Here is a 14,277-nt window from a genome sequence, read left to right as displayed (position 1 = left end):
TTTGTACGGAGATCGGTTCATCAGGCCGACCTGGTGAAAGTCAGGGCCTGCCTGACGGCAGGCCGTTACCGGCCCGCACACAAAAAATCTGACACTTCCAATCACACCCTCCGTAAATGAATGCGCGCACAACGCTTGAAACCACAATCATTCCAGCAACTCAAACAAAAACCACCCCCCGCAAATAAAGCGCCCCCCGCCCACTGATAATCACCCGCCCATTCCCCGGCAAATCACACTGCAACTGCCCCTTGCGCCCCCCACCCTGCTCACAGCGCAAGCTGCTCTTGCCCAACCGCTGCGCCCAGTAGGGCGCCAAGGACGTATGCGCCGACCCGGTCACCGGATCTTCATTGACTCCCACCCGAGGCCCAAACCACCGCGTGACGAAATCAAACCCCCGCCCAGCCGCCGTCACCGCAATCCCCCGTACATCAAACGCCGACAACGCCACGAAATCCGGCTTGAGCCCCTCGATCAGCGAGACATCGTCAATCACCAGTACATAATCGTCGGTCCGGTACAACGCCCGAGCCTCACTTAACCCAAGCGCCTCCAACAATCCCGCCGGAATTTCCACGGCCTCCGGCTGCTTGGCCGGGAAATCCATCGCCAGCAGGCCATCGGCATCACGCCGAACCCGCAACTCCCCGCTACGGGTATTGAACCGCAACACCTCGGCCTGCTCGCCCAACTGCTCGAACAACACCCATGCCGCCGCCAACGTCGCATGCCCACACAGATCAACCTCCACCGCCGGCGTGAACCAGCGCAGGTCGAACGTTTCACCGTTACGCACGAAGAACGCCGTCTCGGACAGATTGTTCTCTTCAGCAATGCGTTGCAGCACCTCGTCGGGCAGCCACTGCTGCAATGGAATCACCGCTGCGGGATTGCCGCCGAACGGCTCGGATGAAAACGCGTCGACCTGGAAAATCTCAAGTTGCATGTACAAACTCCTCAGGCCCGGCACCGCGCCGGGCGGACTTCAGAAAGGATTCAACCGCGAACCGGCGTCAACACCGGCTCGCCGGCAAAGAATGCCTGCAGGTTACGCAGTACCAGGGCCACGGTATCGCGCGCCGCTTCCGGCGACTGCCCCGCCACATGCGGGGTCAGCACCGTGTTGCCCAGCGCCTTGAGCGCATCGGGCACCACAGGCTCGTCATCGAACACATCCAGCGCGGCCCCCGCGATCACGCCCCGCTCCAGCGCAGTGACCAACGCCGTGGTATCCACCACGCTGGCCCGGGCAATGTTGACCAGGTACCCCTCGGCGCCCAGGGCCTCCAGTACCGAGCCATCGACCAGATGCCGGGTGCTACTGCCACCCGGCGTCGCGACCACCAGGATGTCCACGGCTTCGGCCAGGTGCAACGGGCTGTCGTACCAGGTGTAGGGCTGGCCCCGACGAGGCGTGCGGCTATGGTAGCTGACGTGCATGTCAAAGCCCTGGCTCGCACGGCGGGCGATGGCCTGGCCGACCGCGCCCAGGCCGATGATGCCCAGCCGCTTGCCGCTGACCGAGGGGCTGATCACCCGGTTCCATTCGCCACGGCGGGTACTGGCATCGGCACGGGGAATATCGCGCAACAGCGCCAGCAGCAGCGCCATGGCGTGGTCGGCGACGGGCCCGGCGTTGGCGCCCGCACCATTGGTGACGGTTATGCCGCGGGCCGCAGCGGCCTCGAGATCGACCTGCTCATAGCCGGCACCGATCACACAGATGATTTGAAGTTGGGTCAGCGTGGCAATTTCGTCAGCCGTGAGGCCCAGCGGGCCACGCGTGAGCACGGCATCAATCTCGCCGGCATGGCGGGCGATGGCGTCGGTGCGCATTTGCGGCGAGGGTGCGCGGATCAGGCGATAGCCGGCCCGTTCCAATAGCGGCAGGTAGTCATCGACGGTTTCCACCAGCACCAGGACTGTCTTGCTCATGCCACCCTCCGTTTGAATGCGAAGGGGGATTATGCCAGCTGCTTGCCCTGCGATCAGGTCAACGTTGATTACTGCCCGAACGCCCTGCCCAACCCGCCCGGCACGCCACTGCTGTCAGTGTCCTGCCACGGCCCGTTGGGGCTCAGCGACCAGCTCCAGCCATTGTTCCAGCGGTAATAGGTGCGCTGGCGGTAGAAGGTGTTGGGCTGCTTCTCCAGCACATAGACCCCCAGCTTCGGGTCCCAGTGGCTGGCGCCCCCCGGCGGCGGCGCGAAGCTGGCGGAAGTACGTGGCATCGGCTTGGGTATCGCCGACGGCTTGCTCGGTTGCGTCCCGGGCTGGCCACCCGGCAAGGGCTTGACCACCGGCCCCTTGTGCGGCGGCGTGGTCTCGATCGGCGGCAGCGGTTCACGCTCCCCGGGCTGATGCACCGTACACGCGGAAAGACCCAGGGCCAGGGAAATCAGGGTCAGGCGGACGGTGCTGTTCATGGGGCTGCTCTCTTATGAGTCGGGACTGTCGATGGTCACATGCTGGGTGCCCTGGGTGCCGGTGGCCAGCGGGGCGCTCTGGCCCTTCCATTCACCGTGGGTGGGCTGCCCGGCGCGCGAGACGCGGGCAACCAGTTGGACTTCGGCGAAGTCCGACAGTTTCATCTGCGGCATCATCGCGTCGGCATCGGACAACTCCACCTCGATCGGCAGCTGCGCCACGGTCACCCGCTTGGCCGCCAGCGGCATGGGCGGGCCATTGCTGGCGCGGGCGAAGATGAACACGGTGTCGTCGGGGCGCACCTTGTCCTTGAGCGCCGCCGCCAGCTCCACCCGTACCTTCAGGCGCGCCGTCTCGGCCACCTTGCCGCCCCCGGCCTTGAGCTTGTCGGCGGCGCGGTCAATGCCGCCCTGCAGCGCGTCACGGGACGCGTCGCCCTGCGGCAACTGCGCCAGTAGGCGTTGCCAGAAGTCGATGGCCTCCTGGTAGCGCTCGCCCTCGAAGGCGGCGATACCACGCAGGCCTAGGCTGGTGACCTCCTGCGGGTCAGCCTTCAGCGCCTCATCGGTGAGCGCCTGCAGTTGCGCCGACCACTGTTTATCGGCGGCGAAGTACAGCGACTGCGCCCATTGTCCGAGCAACTCGGGCTGACGCCCGGCCAGGGCCACGGCGCGCTCGAAGGCCTTGGCCGCGTCGGCTGGCCGCTGCTCGGCCATATAGGCACGACCAAGGAAGTACAGACCTTCGGCCGAGTCGGGCTGGGCCTGTACCGCACGCTCCAGGCGCGTGGTCATTTCCGCCATCGACTGCGGCGCGCGGGCGAACTCCTGGGTCAGTGCGACCTTGTCCGCGGCGCCGAGGTGCAGGTACAGCCCCAGGGCCATGGCCGGCACCAGCACCGCCGCCAGCAACGGCACGGCCTTGCCCAGGTGGCCCTGGCGGATCACGTCGCCACGCTCGGTATCGGCCAGCAGCTCACGGGCGGCCTCGTCACGGCCATTGGCCAGTTGTTGTTCGTCAAGAACGCCGGCCGCCTGTTGGGCAGCCAGTTCGGCGACGCGCTCCTCATAGAGCGCCACGTTGAGGGCGGTACGGTCCTGCTCGGCCTGCTGACGGCGGCGACCGCGCAGGATCGGCAGCAGCAGGAAAGCCAGGGCGGCGAGCAGCAGCAGGCCCGCGCTAAGCCAGAATTCAGTCATGGGTACGTTCTTTATCCAGCAGTTTGGCCAGACGCTCGCGTTCGTCGGCGGACAGTTCGGTGTTGCCGGCCACGGCCTGGCCACGGCGACGGCGCACGATCAGCGCCAACACCACGAAGCCTCCAACCAGGAGGATCCCCGGGCCGAACCAGAGCAGCCAGGTGCGCCCGCTGAGCGCCGGCTTGTAACGCACGAAGTCGCCATAGCGATCGACCATGAAATCGACGATCTGCTGGTTGTCCTTACCCTCGCCCAGCATGCGGAAGATCTCGCGGCGCAGGTCGGCGGCGATGGGCGCGTTGGAGTCGGCGATGTCCTGGTTCTGGCACTTGGGGCAGCGCAGTTCCTTGGTCAGTTGCTGATAGCGCTCGCGCTCGGCGTCATCGCGGAACTGGTAGGTGTCGATGGCCGCCTTGGCCACCCCGACCAGGCTCAGGCCGAGCACGGCGGCCGCCAGCCAGCGCCTCATGGCCGGGCCTCGTCGACCAGCCCCTGGTACAGCGGCGCCAGCTGCTCGCGCCACACCGTGGCATCGACCACGCCCACGTGCTTGTAGCGGATGATGCCCTTGGCGTCGATCAGGAAGGTTTCCGGCGCGCCGTACACGCCCAGGTCCAGGCCCAGCGAGCCTTGCTGGTCGGCGATGTTCAACTGGTACGGGTTGTGGAACTCGGCCAGCCATTTCAGCGCGGCGACGTTGTCGTCCTTGTAGTTGACGCCGTGGATTACCACGCCCTGCTCGGCCAACTGGTTCAGGTACGGGTGCTCGACCTTGCACGACGGGCACCAGGTACCCCACACGTTGACCAGCGCCGGGCGACCGATCAGGTCGTCTTGGGTGAGGCTACGATCGCCCTGCACGCTCGCCAGCGAGAACGCCGGGAACGGCTTGCCGATCATCGCCGAAGGCAGTTCGTCAGGCTTGAGGAACAACCCCTTGTAGAGAAAGACCGCCACCAGCAGGAACACCGCCAGCGGCACCACCATGATCCAACGCTTCATGCAGTCGCTCCAGACACGCCCAGGGCCTCACGCACCCGGGTCTTGACCTTGACGCGGTAGCGTCGGTCGAGGGCCGCCAGCAAGCCGCCCAGGCCGGTCAGCAGACCGCCCAGCCAGATCCAGCGGACATAGGGTTTGATATGCACCCGCACCGCCCACGCGCCGTTTTCCAGCGGCTCGCCCAGGGCGACATACAGATCGCGAGTGAAGCCGGCGTCGATGCCAGCCTCGGTCATCATCGACTGCTGCACGGTGTACAGGCGTTTTTCAGGGTGCAGCACGGACACTTCGCGGCCATCGCGCGAGACGCGCACGGTGCCCTTGTCGGAAATGAAGTTCGGGCCTTCGAAGTGCTTGGCGCCCTCGAACAGGAAGAGATAGCCACCCAGCTCGACGGTCTCGCCCGGCGCCATGCGCAGGTCGCGTTCTGCGCTGTTGTTGCTCGACAGCACCACGCCTAGCGCGCACACCACCAGGCCCAGATGCGCCAGGTGCATGCCCCAGTAGCTGCGACTCAGGCCCGCCAACCCCTTGGCCAAACCCTTGTGACGGGTCTTGTCGAGGATGTCGCGCACGCCGCTCAGGACCACCCAGGCGGCCAGGGCGAACACGCTCAGGGCCGGCCAGTCGAAGTCATCGACGATCAGCCCGGCGACCGGCGCCAGGATCGCGCTACCGACCAGCACCGGGGTCAGCATGCCGGCCAGCCATTTGCCCGGGGTGTCCTTCCAGCGCACCACCACGCCCACGCCGAGCACCACCATCAGCAGCGCCATTAGCGGCAGGAACAGGGCGTCGAAGTAAGGCGGGCCGACCGACAGCTTGGCCCCGGTCAGGGCGTCGAGCACCAGCGGGTACAGGGTGCCCAGCAGGATCATCGAGGCTGCCACCACCAGCACCAGGTTGTTGGCCAGCAGCAAGGTTTCACGGGACCACAGGGCAAAGCCCACCTGGCTCTTGACCACCGGCGCGCGCAGGGCGAACAGGGTCAACGAGCCACCAACCACGAACAGCAGGAAGATCAGGATGAAGACGCCACGGGACGGGTCGGCGGCGAACGCATGCACCGATGTCAGCACGCCGGAACGCACCAGGAAGGTCCCCAGCAGGCTCAGGGAGAATGCGGCAATGGCCAGCAACACGGTCCAGCTCTTGAACACCCCGCGTTTTTCGGTGACCGCCAACGAGTGGATCAGCGCCGTGCCCACCAGCCAAGGCATGAACGAGGCGTTCTCGACCGGATCCCAGAACCACCAGCCCCCCCAGCCCAGCTCGTAGTAGGCCCACCACGAGCCGAGGGTGATGCCCACGCCGAGGAAGGCCCAGGCGACGATGGTCCAGGGCCGCGACCAGCGCGCCCAGGCGGCATCGAGACGACCGCCCAACAAAGCGGCGATGGCGAAGGCGAAGGCCACCGAGAAGCCCACATAGCCCATGTACAGCATCGGCGGGTGGACAATCAGGCCGAAGTCCTGCAACAGCGGGTTCAGGTCGCGGCCGTCGCCCGGCACCTGCGGCAGCAGGCGCGAGAACGGGTTGGAGGTGATGATCAGGAAGCTCAGGAAACCCACGCTGATCATGCCCATCACCGCCAGCACCCGCGCCAGCATCACCTGCGGCAACTGGCGCGAGAAGATCGACACGGCGAAGGTCCAGCCGCCAAGGATCAGTGCCCACAGCAGCAGCGAGCCTTCATGGGCGCCCCACACGGCGCTGAACTTGTAGTACCAGGGCAAGGCGCTGTTGGAGTTGCTGGCGACGTAGGCGACCGAGAAGTTGTCGGTCATGAAGGCGTGGGTGAGGCAGGCGAAGGCAAACGCCAGGAAGGCGAACTGCCCCCAGGCCGCCGGCCGCGCCAGGCCCATCCACAGGCTGTCGCCGCGCCAGGCGCCGAGCAGCGGCACAGTGGCCTGCACGGCGGCAAAGCAGATCGCCAGGATCATCGCCAGCTGGCCGATTTCGGGGATCACCAGGGCCGCATTCATGGCTTGGCCCCCGCGTCGCTGGCGGCCTGGCCGCTTTCCTTCAGGGCCTTGGTGACCTCCGGCGGCATGTACTTCTCATCGTGCTTGGCCAGCACCTCGTCGGCCACCACCACGCCATCGGCGTTGAGCTTGCCAAGGGCGACGATGCCCTGCCCTTCGCGGAACAGGTCAGGGAGGATGCCGCGGTAGGTGATCGGCACCGACTTGGTGTAGTCGGTGACCACGAAGCGCACATCGAGCGAATCGGCCGAGCGCTGCACCGAGCCTTTCTCGACCATGCCGCCGGCGCGGATGCGGGTGTCCAGCGGCGCCTCGCCGTTGGCGATCTGCGTCGGGGTGTAGAACAGGTTGATGTTCTGCTGCAGCGCGCTCAGGGCGAAGCCCACGGCGACGCCGACACCGGCCAGCAGGCCGAGGATGATGAACAGGCGTTTCTTGCGCTGCGGATTCACGGTTTGCTCTCCCGGCGCAGACGACGCGCCTCTTCTTGCAGGTAGCGGCGACGGGCCAGCAGGGGCGCGGCGACATTCAGCGCCAGCACCGCCAGGCAGATGCCGTAGGCCGACCAGACGTACAGACCATGGTGGCCCATGGCGAGAAAATCACTGAAGGACGCGAAGCTCATCGTGCCGCCTCCCGTCCGAGCTGCCCCAGCACCTCATCCTTGACCCAACTGGCTCGGGCCTCGCGCTTGAGCACTTCCAGGCGCATGCGCAGCAGCAGCACGGCGCCGAAGAAGCAGTAGAAGCCCAGCGCGGTGAGCAGCAGCGGCAGCCACATCTCCACCGGCATGGCCGGCTTTTCGGTGAGGGTGAAGGTAGCGCCCTGGTGCAGGGTGTTCCACCACTCCACCGAGTACTTGATGATCGGGATGTTGACCACGCCGACGATGGCCAGCACCGCGCAGGCCTTGGCCGCGCTGTCGCGATTGCTGATGGCCTGGCCCAGGGCGATGATGCCGAAGTAAAGGAACAGCAAGATGAGCATTGAGGTCAGGCGCGCGTCCCAGACCCACCAACTGCCCCAGGTGGGCTTGCCCCAGATCGCCCCGGTAACCAAAGCTACCGCGGTCATCCAGGCGCCGATGGGCGCCGCGCACTGCAGCGCGACATCGGCCAGTTTCATCTTCCACACCAGCCCCACCACGCCCGCCACCGCAAGCATGACGTAGCACGACTGCGCCAGCATGGCCGTCGGCACATGGATATAGATGATGCGGAAACTGTTGCCCTGCTGGTAGTCCTGGGGGGCGAAGGCCAGGCCCCAGGTGATGCCGACCAGCAGCAGCACGACGGCGCAAACGCTCAGCCACGGCAGCATGCGGCCGCTGATGGCATAGAACCATTTGGGGGAGCCCAACTTGTGGAACCACGTCCAACTCATTTTCATCAGGGTACATCCAGGGTATTGGCCGGGCTGCGGTGCCCGGGACTCGTTATTCGCCGACGCTGATCTTCAGGCCGGCCGCGATCGCAAAGGGTGCCAGTGTCACCGCCAGGGCCGTCAGGCTGGCGAGCCAGAGCAGGTGACCGGTGGCAGGCATATTCTGCAACGCCGCCTGCAACGCACCACTGCCCAGGATCAACACAGGGATATACAACGGCAGAATCAGCAACGCCAGCAGCAGCCCACCGCGTTTGAGACCGACCGTCAGCGCCGCGCCCACCGCGCCCAGCAGGCTCAACACCGGCGTGCCCAACAACAGGGAAGCGAGCAGCACCGGCAGGCAGGCGCTCGGCAGGCCCAGCATCAGTGCCAGCAGTGGCGCCAACAATACCAGCGCCAGCCCGGAAAAGATCCAGTGCGCCAGCACCTTGGCCAGCACCAGCAGGGCCAGCGGATGCGGCGAAAGCACCCACTGCTCGAGCGAACCGTCCTCGAAATCGCTGCGGAACAACCCGTCCAGCGACAGCAGCACCGCCAGCAGGGCCGCTACCCAGACCAGTCCAGGCGACAAGGTTTGCAACAATTGCGTCTCCGGACCGACCGCCAGCGGGAACAAAGCGACGACGATGGCGAAGAACACCAGCGGATTGGCCAGCTCCGCCGGACGGCGGAACAACAGGCGAGCCTCGCGGCGCAACAGCAGAAGAAATACGCTCATGCCGCCCATTGCCCCAGGTTCAGCTCGCGGTAGCCCGATGGCTTGCGTTCGAGCGTGTGGTGGGTGGTCAGCACCACGGTGCCGCCCTGCTCACAGTGGGCCGCAAGGTGGGCTTCCAGCTGTGCCACGCCCTGCTTGTCCAGGGCGGTGAACGGCTCGTCGAGGATCCACAGCGGCGGGCTGTCCAGGTACAGCCGAGCCAGGGCGACCCGACGCTGCTGGCCGGCTGACAGGGTGTGACAGGGCACGTCCTCGAACCCGCGCAAGCCGACAGCCTCCAGCGCCTGCCAGATTGCCTCGCGACCGGCCGGCCGATGCAGGGCGCAGAGCCAGGCGAGATTCTCTTCAGCGGTGAGCAAATCCTTGATCCCGGCGGCGTGGCCAATCCACAACAGGATGCTGGCCAGGGCATGACGCTGTTCGGCCAATGGCTGGCCGCCAAGCAGGATCTGCCCGGCGGTGGGTTGCATGAGCCCGGCCAGCAGGCGCAGCAGGCTGGTCTTGCCGCTGCCATTGGGGCCGGCGATCTGCAGCATGTCGCCAGGGTGCAGCTCGAAGTGCAGGTGCTCGAACAGCAGCCGCCAGTCGCGCTCGCAGGCCAGGCCCGCGGCTTGAAGGTGAAGGATCACGGTATCGCCTTATACAGTATGAGGTCTGTCACCGGTACCGACACCGATTGCAGCCTGCGTCTCAAGTCGCTCCAACCCCTGCCGTTATACTGGCAATGGCGAGCGAGCAGCATTATTGCACGCGCCAGCGCGCTGCCAAGAGGGCGGGTTCGACAGGTTGTATACAATCATGACTGAAATCAATAGTCTCAGCACACAAACTGCGGTAAGCCCCCAGGCGACCCGGGCCGCCATGACCGGCGAGCTGTTGCGCCTGCTGCAGGCCCAGCCTGGCCTGCTGCCGCCTGGAGAAACCGCCGAAGCCGAGGTTGTGACCCTGCGCCAGATCGGCCAGGAGTTCCAGATGCTGCTTCGGCTGACCCAGGCCAATGGCAACCAGACACAAGTGCTGACCACCGCCAGTCAACCCCTGCCACCCGGCAGCCAGGTCCTGGTCAGCCAGACGGATAGCAGCCGTTTGGCGGTGATGGTGCAACAGGCCACTGCCGGCAACATCGCCACTCTGACCCGGCTGGACACCCGGGAAATGCCGGTCGGCACCCTGCTGCAGGCCAAGGTCCTGACCAGCCAGGCCCTGCCGCAGAGCTCCGGCGCGCCCACCACCTTCCGCTCGCTGGTGAGCCTGCTCAGCGGCAGCCAGGCCGGTGCCACGCTGGTCATCGACAGCCCGCGCCGGCTCCCCGTGGGCAGCCTGCTCAGCGCGCTGGTGCAGAGTGAACAGGGGCTACGCTTCGTGCCCCTGAGCGGCCGCCAGGACCAGCTGGCGGTCACTCAGCACCTGTCGACCCAGCAGAACCTCCAGGCCTCGCTGCCGGGTGTGCTCGACAGCCTGCAACGGATCGCCAGCAGCCCCGATGCAGACCCCGAACTGCGCACCAGCGCCGAGCGCCTGCTCGCCAGCCTGCCGGACGCGCGGCAACTGGGGGATGCGAAGGGCCTGGCCCAGGCCCTGAACAACAGCGGCACCTTCTTCGAAGCCAAGCTGCTAGGCGGGTTGGCCGGCGGCATCGCCCCCGACCTGAAGGCACAGCTTGTCAGGCTGGTGGCCCAGGCCCTGCCCAGCGTGCCGGGCCATCCGCCACTGACCAGCGCGCTGGCCACCAGCACCCTCGCCCAGGCCTTGCCTGGCCTGGCCCGCAGCGCACTAGGGATGCTCGGCCAAGTCAGCCCACGGCCACTGCCCAGCGTCTTCCCCCTGCCCTCGCGTCTTCTGCAGAAGCTGGAAAGTGAAGGCGACCTCCAGCAATTGCTACGCCTGGCCGCCGCCGCCATCTCCCGTCTGCAGAGCCACTCGCTGTCCAGCCTGCAACAGAGCGGCACCTTGGAGAACGGCAACCAGCAGACCACCTGGCAGACAGAGATTCCTGTGCGCCATGGTCAGGAGTTCGTGCCGCTGCAGGTCAAGTTGCAGCGCGAGGAAACACCGAAGCAGCAGGCCGACCGCGAGCGCGAGCAGCACGATCCACTGGAAGCGCTGTGGCGCATCGAACTGGCCTTCGATCTCTCACCACTTGGCCCTCTGCAGGTACAGGCGCAGTTGCTGCAAGGCAAGCTTTCCGGCCAGCTCTGGGCGCAGCAGGAAGCCACCGCGCGCCTGATCGACAGCCAGCTGGGCACACTGCGCGATCGCCTGCTGGCCCGAGGCCTGGACGTCGGGGACCTGAAATGCCACCCCGGCCTCCCCCCGCAAGGGCCACGCACGCGCCTGGAACAACGCTGGGTAGACGAGACCGCATGAAACACAAGCCACCCCGCCAGGCGATCGCCCTGAGCTACGACGGCCAGCAGGCCCCGACCCTGAGCGCCAAGGGCGACGATGAGCTGGCCGAGGCCATTCTCGCCATCGCTCGCGAGCATGAGGTGCCTATCTACGAGAATCCCGAGCTGGTGCGCCTGCTGGCGCGCCTGGAGCTGGGTGAACAGATTCCCGAAGCGCTGTACCTGACCATCGCCGAGATCATCGCCTTCGCCTGGCAACTGCGGGGCAAGGTGCCGGAGGACTTCGTCGACGCCACGCCCAGCGAGCGCGAAATCACTCCTGTACTGCCGCGCTTGCCGCATCCGGGCTGACGCAGCGGTAGATATGTAGTCCCCGGTGGCCGCACAGGGGTGCGACCTTTGCCGTTACTCACTCACGCAAAGGCCCCTGCCATGACCACCGCTTATGTCAACGACGCTGGCACCCAGTTCGCCCGCCAGCACCTGAGCCATTTTCCCCGCCCGGACCGTGCCGCCGGCGACGCCATCAAGCAATGGGCAAGCGCCCGCGGCGTGACGCTCGACCCCGATCAAACCGATGTAGTCACGCTTCACTACCAACCCCATGGCGACCTGGCGAATTGGGATGGCGTGCTCGTGGCGAAGAGCACGCTGACCCAAGCCATGCTGTCCAACTGGCAAGGTGAATCGGACAACAACCTCATCGGCGGACTGTTCGGCGAACCTTGGGCCGGGCACCTACCCGGGCGCATCAGCCTGGTCGAGACTTTGCGCCCCAAGGCCTGGAACGCACCCTCCGGCGTCAACTACCAAGTGTTCAACGGCGTTTTCCGGCGCACCACGCCGCAGGTATACGGCCCCGAGACACTGCTTGGGCTGCCAGCAGAAGACCTGCAACAGTTCATCTGGAAAATGGATTTCCACGCCACCTACAAAGGCATGCTTGATCGCTACTGGGCCAACGCCGGGAACAGCCACCGCATCCTGGCCAAGATGGCCTTCATCGCCACCTGCAACAAACAGGTGGCCGAAGGCAGCCTGGACGAGGCCGGTCGCCAGCTGGCCTGGCAAGCCGCCGAACTCATGCCGCGCACCGCCACCTTTCGCATGCGCGCGCTGAACATCTATGGCTACAGCGCCACCGACCTGATCTACCTGTACGACAAGAACGCGCACACCGCACTGCTGTACGTACCCGGCAACGCCTCGGCACTGCATACCTTCGCCGGCCCCAATGCCCTGAAGGACTGGGTAGCCCAACAGTGCAAGGACCCCGTCAAACGCGAAGCCCTGGCCGGGCATTTCGGCCAGGCCGATCTGCCAGACGGCCTGGATTTCAGCGGCCTGCGCACCGCCCTGGAAGGCCTCGCCGTCTACCCAGCGGTGTACCGCCTGTCACCCAACCGCTCAGGCTTCACCACCGATGGCGCCTGGCCGCCCCGCACCTATGTCAACTATCGACCCGACACGTACAACCCCGCCATAACCGGGGACCTGTTCCAGGCGCTCGCCGAGCGCCAACGCGCACGCAGCTACCAGGATGCCGACGCGGCGATCACCAGTGACAGCGAGATCACCAAAGCCCGCTGGCGCGGCTACCTGAGCTCGGCGATCAACCTGCTCGGCCCCCTGGCTTTCGTGCTGCCGGAGCTGGCGCCCCTGTTCGCCCTGGGCGGCATCGCCCAGTTCGGCTTGGGGCTGGACGCGGCGATCAACGGCCATGGCGTGGATCAGCAAGCCTCGGGTGTAAGTGATGCCACGTTCGGCCTGTTCAACGCCTTGCCGCTGCTGCATGCCGAGGTGACCAAGGCGCCCGCGCTGTTCCGCTTCAAGTACGACGGTTTCGTCTTGCCCAGCGAGGTGAACGGCAAGCTGGGCTACCCCTTGAGCCCGATGGACCCGCCTCTGCTGCCCGCCGAAGAAGCGCTCGAGTATTTCCACCTCCCAGACCCCGTCGCGCCGCTCGAGGGTGGTGACGAGGCAACCCGTGGCGCCGTCATCCGCCTGACCCAGTTCAACGGCGAGCCCGATATCCTGCGCGCAACCATCGGTGGCTACAGCGCCGATGTTGTCTACGACCTGGAGGCCAACGCCTTCGTCCAGCGCGACGACCTCAATGCGGTGGAACCGAAACGCTACATCCCTCGCGTGGCCAGCAAGAACCTGGTCCGTGCGCCGCAAGGCAGGCTGGTCACCGATGAAATGCGCACCGCGAGCCTGCGGGCCATGGGCATCGACCTGCCACTCCCGGTGAAGGTGCCGGAATTCCCCTTGGAGGCGAGCCGAAGAATCCCCGAGCAGATCCTCAGCATCTGGGTCGGCGACCGAACGATACCCGACAACCTGCTGGCCAACCTCGCCAAGAACAGCAGAACGCTAAAGCCCTCACGCTTCAGCCTGCGCCTGTACCTGTCCAACGAGTCGCCCCAGGCCTATGTGCGAAACCTCGAGCGCCTGGCCGAATACGCCCCCGACGTCATCGTGCTGCCCCTGGAGGAGCAACCCTTCTATTCCTCGTTCAAGGACAGCGCCAACTACCCGCAATACCGCGCCGCGATCGACGGCAATGGCGGCATCGCACGCCATTTCTCGTCGGCGGCGGATGTCTTGCGTTTCCCACTGCTGGACCACGAGGGGGGCTTGTACATGGACATCGACGACAGGCTACTGGCCGAGGGCGAGTACCCGGTGACGATCAACGGACGCGGCTACGGCCCGCGGGCCAAACCGATCGACGATACCTTCTTGCAGACCACCCCTGATGGCGTGCTGCTCTACCCGCCGATCGCCAACGAAAAGATGAACATCCACTGCATCTACAACACCAGCCTGATCGGCAGTCATGCCAACAACCCGACCCTGAGGGCCATCAGCGAAGAAATGCACGCTCGCTTTCAGGCCGAACCGAGGTTCTACGACAGCAAACCGGACGCCGCGCGCGACCCGGAGGGTTTCGCCCACTACGCCAATACCCTGAGCCGGCTGACCGGGCCCACCCTGCTGACCGACGTGACCGACCGCTTGCTGCCCGACCTGAAACAGCTCAGGCAAATCACCAACCTCGACTCGCTGTCCACCGTCAACTCCTTCACGTTCGTCGACCGCCTCGCCTACAAGACCGCGCTAGACCGCTACCTGCCGCTCAATGGCGTCGCCAGGATCGGCAACAACCATGCCTGGGCCAAGCCTTGAAGGTCTGACGTTGATGG

The 14,277-nt window shown here is 65.9% G+C and carries 15 protein-coding genes; 3 read left to right on the top strand and 12 right to left on the bottom strand.

The window, feature by feature from the left end; all coding sequences use genetic code 11:
• Nucleotides 1-160: 160 nt before the first annotated feature.
• The 12 genes from AC25MA_RS21590 to ccmA all read right to left on the bottom strand — a co-directional run bounded on the left by AC25MA_RS21590 (nt 161) and on the right by ccmA (nt 9,349).
• Nucleotides 161-949 (bottom strand): PhzF family phenazine biosynthesis protein, encoded by a 789-nt coding sequence (locus tag AC25MA_RS21590; protein ID WP_028691027.1) that lies wholly within the window; start codon nt 947-949, stop codon nt 161-163.
• Nucleotides 950-999: 50 nt separating this feature from the next.
• On the bottom strand, nt 1,000-1,938 hold the full coding sequence (locus AC25MA_RS21585) for a 2-hydroxyacid dehydrogenase (protein ID WP_182323461.1): 939 nt from the start codon (nt 1,936-1,938) through the stop codon (nt 1,000-1,002).
• A gap of 68 nt (nt 1,939-2,006) precedes the next feature.
• Nucleotides 2,007-2,429 (bottom strand): hypothetical protein, encoded by a 423-nt coding sequence (locus AC25MA_RS21580; protein ID WP_062573314.1) that lies wholly within the window; start codon nt 2,427-2,429, stop codon nt 2,007-2,009.
• A gap of 12 nt (nt 2,430-2,441) precedes the next feature.
• Nucleotides 2,442-3,629 (bottom strand): c-type cytochrome biogenesis protein CcmI, encoded by a 1,188-nt coding sequence (gene ccmI / locus AC25MA_RS21575; protein WP_463402478.1) that lies wholly within the window; start codon nt 3,627-3,629, stop codon nt 2,442-2,444.
• Entirely contained in the window at nt 3,622-4,098 is a 477-nt protein-coding gene (locus AC25MA_RS21570) for a cytochrome c-type biogenesis protein (RefSeq protein ID WP_028691023.1), read from the bottom strand. The genes ccmI and AC25MA_RS21570 overlap by 8 nt, the downstream gene beginning before the upstream one ends.
• On the bottom strand, nt 4,095-4,631 hold the full coding sequence (locus AC25MA_RS21565) for a DsbE family thiol:disulfide interchange protein (RefSeq protein WP_028691022.1): 537 nt from the start codon (nt 4,629-4,631) through the stop codon (nt 4,095-4,097). The genes AC25MA_RS21570 and AC25MA_RS21565 overlap by 4 nt, the downstream gene beginning before the upstream one ends.
• Nucleotides 4,628-6,601 (bottom strand): heme lyase CcmF/NrfE family subunit, encoded by a 1,974-nt coding sequence (locus AC25MA_RS21560; RefSeq protein ID WP_486972374.1) that lies wholly within the window; start codon nt 6,599-6,601, stop codon nt 4,628-4,630. Before AC25MA_RS21560 ends, AC25MA_RS21565 begins: the two co-directional genes overlap by 4 nt.
• Before the next feature lie 11 nt (nt 6,602-6,612).
• Entirely contained in the window at nt 6,613-7,068 is a 456-nt protein-coding gene (ccmE, locus tag AC25MA_RS21555) for a cytochrome c maturation protein CcmE (protein ID WP_028691020.1), read from the bottom strand.
• Nucleotides 7,065-7,241: a heme exporter protein CcmD gene (gene ccmD, locus AC25MA_RS21550; protein ID WP_011534872.1), complete on the bottom strand. Its 177-nt coding sequence runs from the start codon at nt 7,239-7,241 to the stop codon at nt 7,065-7,067. Before ccmD ends, ccmE begins: the two co-directional genes overlap by 4 nt.
• On the bottom strand, nt 7,238-8,005 hold the full coding sequence (locus AC25MA_RS21545; protein ID WP_062361715.1) for a heme ABC transporter permease: 768 nt from the start codon (nt 8,003-8,005) through the stop codon (nt 7,238-7,240). Before AC25MA_RS21545 ends, ccmD begins: the two co-directional genes overlap by 4 nt.
• Before the next feature lie 46 nt (nt 8,006-8,051).
• On the bottom strand, nt 8,052-8,720 hold the full coding sequence (gene ccmB, locus AC25MA_RS21540) for a heme exporter protein CcmB (RefSeq protein WP_028691018.1): 669 nt from the start codon (nt 8,718-8,720) through the stop codon (nt 8,052-8,054).
• Complete coding sequence (ccmA, locus tag AC25MA_RS21535) at nt 8,717-9,349, bottom strand: cytochrome c biogenesis heme-transporting ATPase CcmA (RefSeq protein ID WP_028691017.1); 633 nt, start codon at nt 9,347-9,349, stop codon at nt 8,717-8,719. The genes ccmB and ccmA overlap by 4 nt, the downstream gene beginning before the upstream one ends.
• A 169-nt stretch (nt 9,350-9,518) precedes the next feature.
• Between ccmA and fliK the strand changes: the two genes are divergently transcribed.
• The 3 genes from fliK to AC25MA_RS21520 all read left to right on the top strand — a co-directional run bounded on the left by fliK (nt 9,519) and on the right by AC25MA_RS21520 (nt 14,260).
• The gene (gene fliK / locus AC25MA_RS21530) at nt 9,519-11,087 is read left to right on the top strand and encodes a flagellar hook-length control protein FliK (protein WP_486972373.1); all 1,569 of its coding nucleotides are present in this window, start codon (nt 9,519-9,521) and stop codon (nt 11,085-11,087) included.
• The gene (locus AC25MA_RS21525) at nt 11,084-11,419 is read left to right on the top strand and encodes an EscU/YscU/HrcU family type III secretion system export apparatus switch protein (RefSeq protein ID WP_028691015.1); all 336 of its coding nucleotides are present in this window, start codon (nt 11,084-11,086) and stop codon (nt 11,417-11,419) included. Before fliK ends, AC25MA_RS21525 begins: the two co-directional genes overlap by 4 nt.
• Before the next feature lie 81 nt (nt 11,420-11,500).
• Nucleotides 11,501-14,260: a dermonecrotic toxin domain-containing protein gene (locus AC25MA_RS21520; RefSeq protein WP_463402479.1), complete on the top strand. Its 2,760-nt coding sequence runs from the start codon at nt 11,501-11,503 to the stop codon at nt 14,258-14,260.
• Nucleotides 14,261-14,277 lie beyond the last annotated feature (17 nt).

Source organism: Pseudomonas sp. P65(2024), from assembly GCF_057480955.1.
This window is presented reverse-complemented; position numbering and strand designations above follow the sequence as displayed.

Bases quoted from the DNA above. Each gene is read 5' to 3' on its own strand.
- AC25MA_RS21590 (WP_028691027.1), bottom strand. From the start codon at position 949: ATGCAACTTGAGATTTTCCAGGTCGACGCGTTTTCATCCGAGCCGTTC.
- AC25MA_RS21585 (WP_182323461.1), bottom strand. From the start codon at position 1,938: ATGAGCAAGACAGTCCTGGTGCTGGTGGAAACCGTCGATGACTACCTG.
- AC25MA_RS21580 (WP_062573314.1), bottom strand. From the start codon at position 2,429: ATGAACAGCACCGTCCGCCTGACCCTGATTTCCCTGGCCCTGGGTCTT.
- ccmI (WP_463402478.1), bottom strand. From the start codon at position 3,629: ATGACTGAATTCTGGCTTAGCGCGGGCCTGCTGCTGCTCGCCGCCCTG.
- AC25MA_RS21570 (WP_028691023.1), bottom strand. From the start codon at position 4,098: ATGAGGCGCTGGCTGGCGGCCGCCGTGCTCGGCCTGAGCCTGGTCGGG.
- AC25MA_RS21565 (WP_028691022.1), bottom strand. From the start codon at position 4,631: ATGAAGCGTTGGATCATGGTGGTGCCGCTGGCGGTGTTCCTGCTGGTG.
- ccmD (WP_011534872.1), bottom strand. From the start codon at position 7,241: ATGAGCTTCGCGTCCTTCAGTGATTTTCTCGCCATGGGCCACCATGGT.
- AC25MA_RS21545 (WP_062361715.1), bottom strand. From the start codon at position 8,005: ATGAAAATGAGTTGGACGTGGTTCCACAAGTTGGGCTCCCCCAAATGG.
- ccmB (WP_028691018.1), bottom strand. From the start codon at position 8,720: ATGAGCGTATTTCTTCTGCTGTTGCGCCGCGAGGCTCGCCTGTTGTTC.
- fliK (WP_486972373.1), top strand. From the start codon at position 9,519: ATGACTGAAATCAATAGTCTCAGCACACAAACTGCGGTAAGCCCCCAG.
- AC25MA_RS21525 (WP_028691015.1), top strand. From the start codon at position 11,084: ATGAAACACAAGCCACCCCGCCAGGCGATCGCCCTGAGCTACGACGGC.
- AC25MA_RS21520 (WP_463402479.1), top strand. From the start codon at position 11,501: ATGACCACCGCTTATGTCAACGACGCTGGCACCCAGTTCGCCCGCCAG.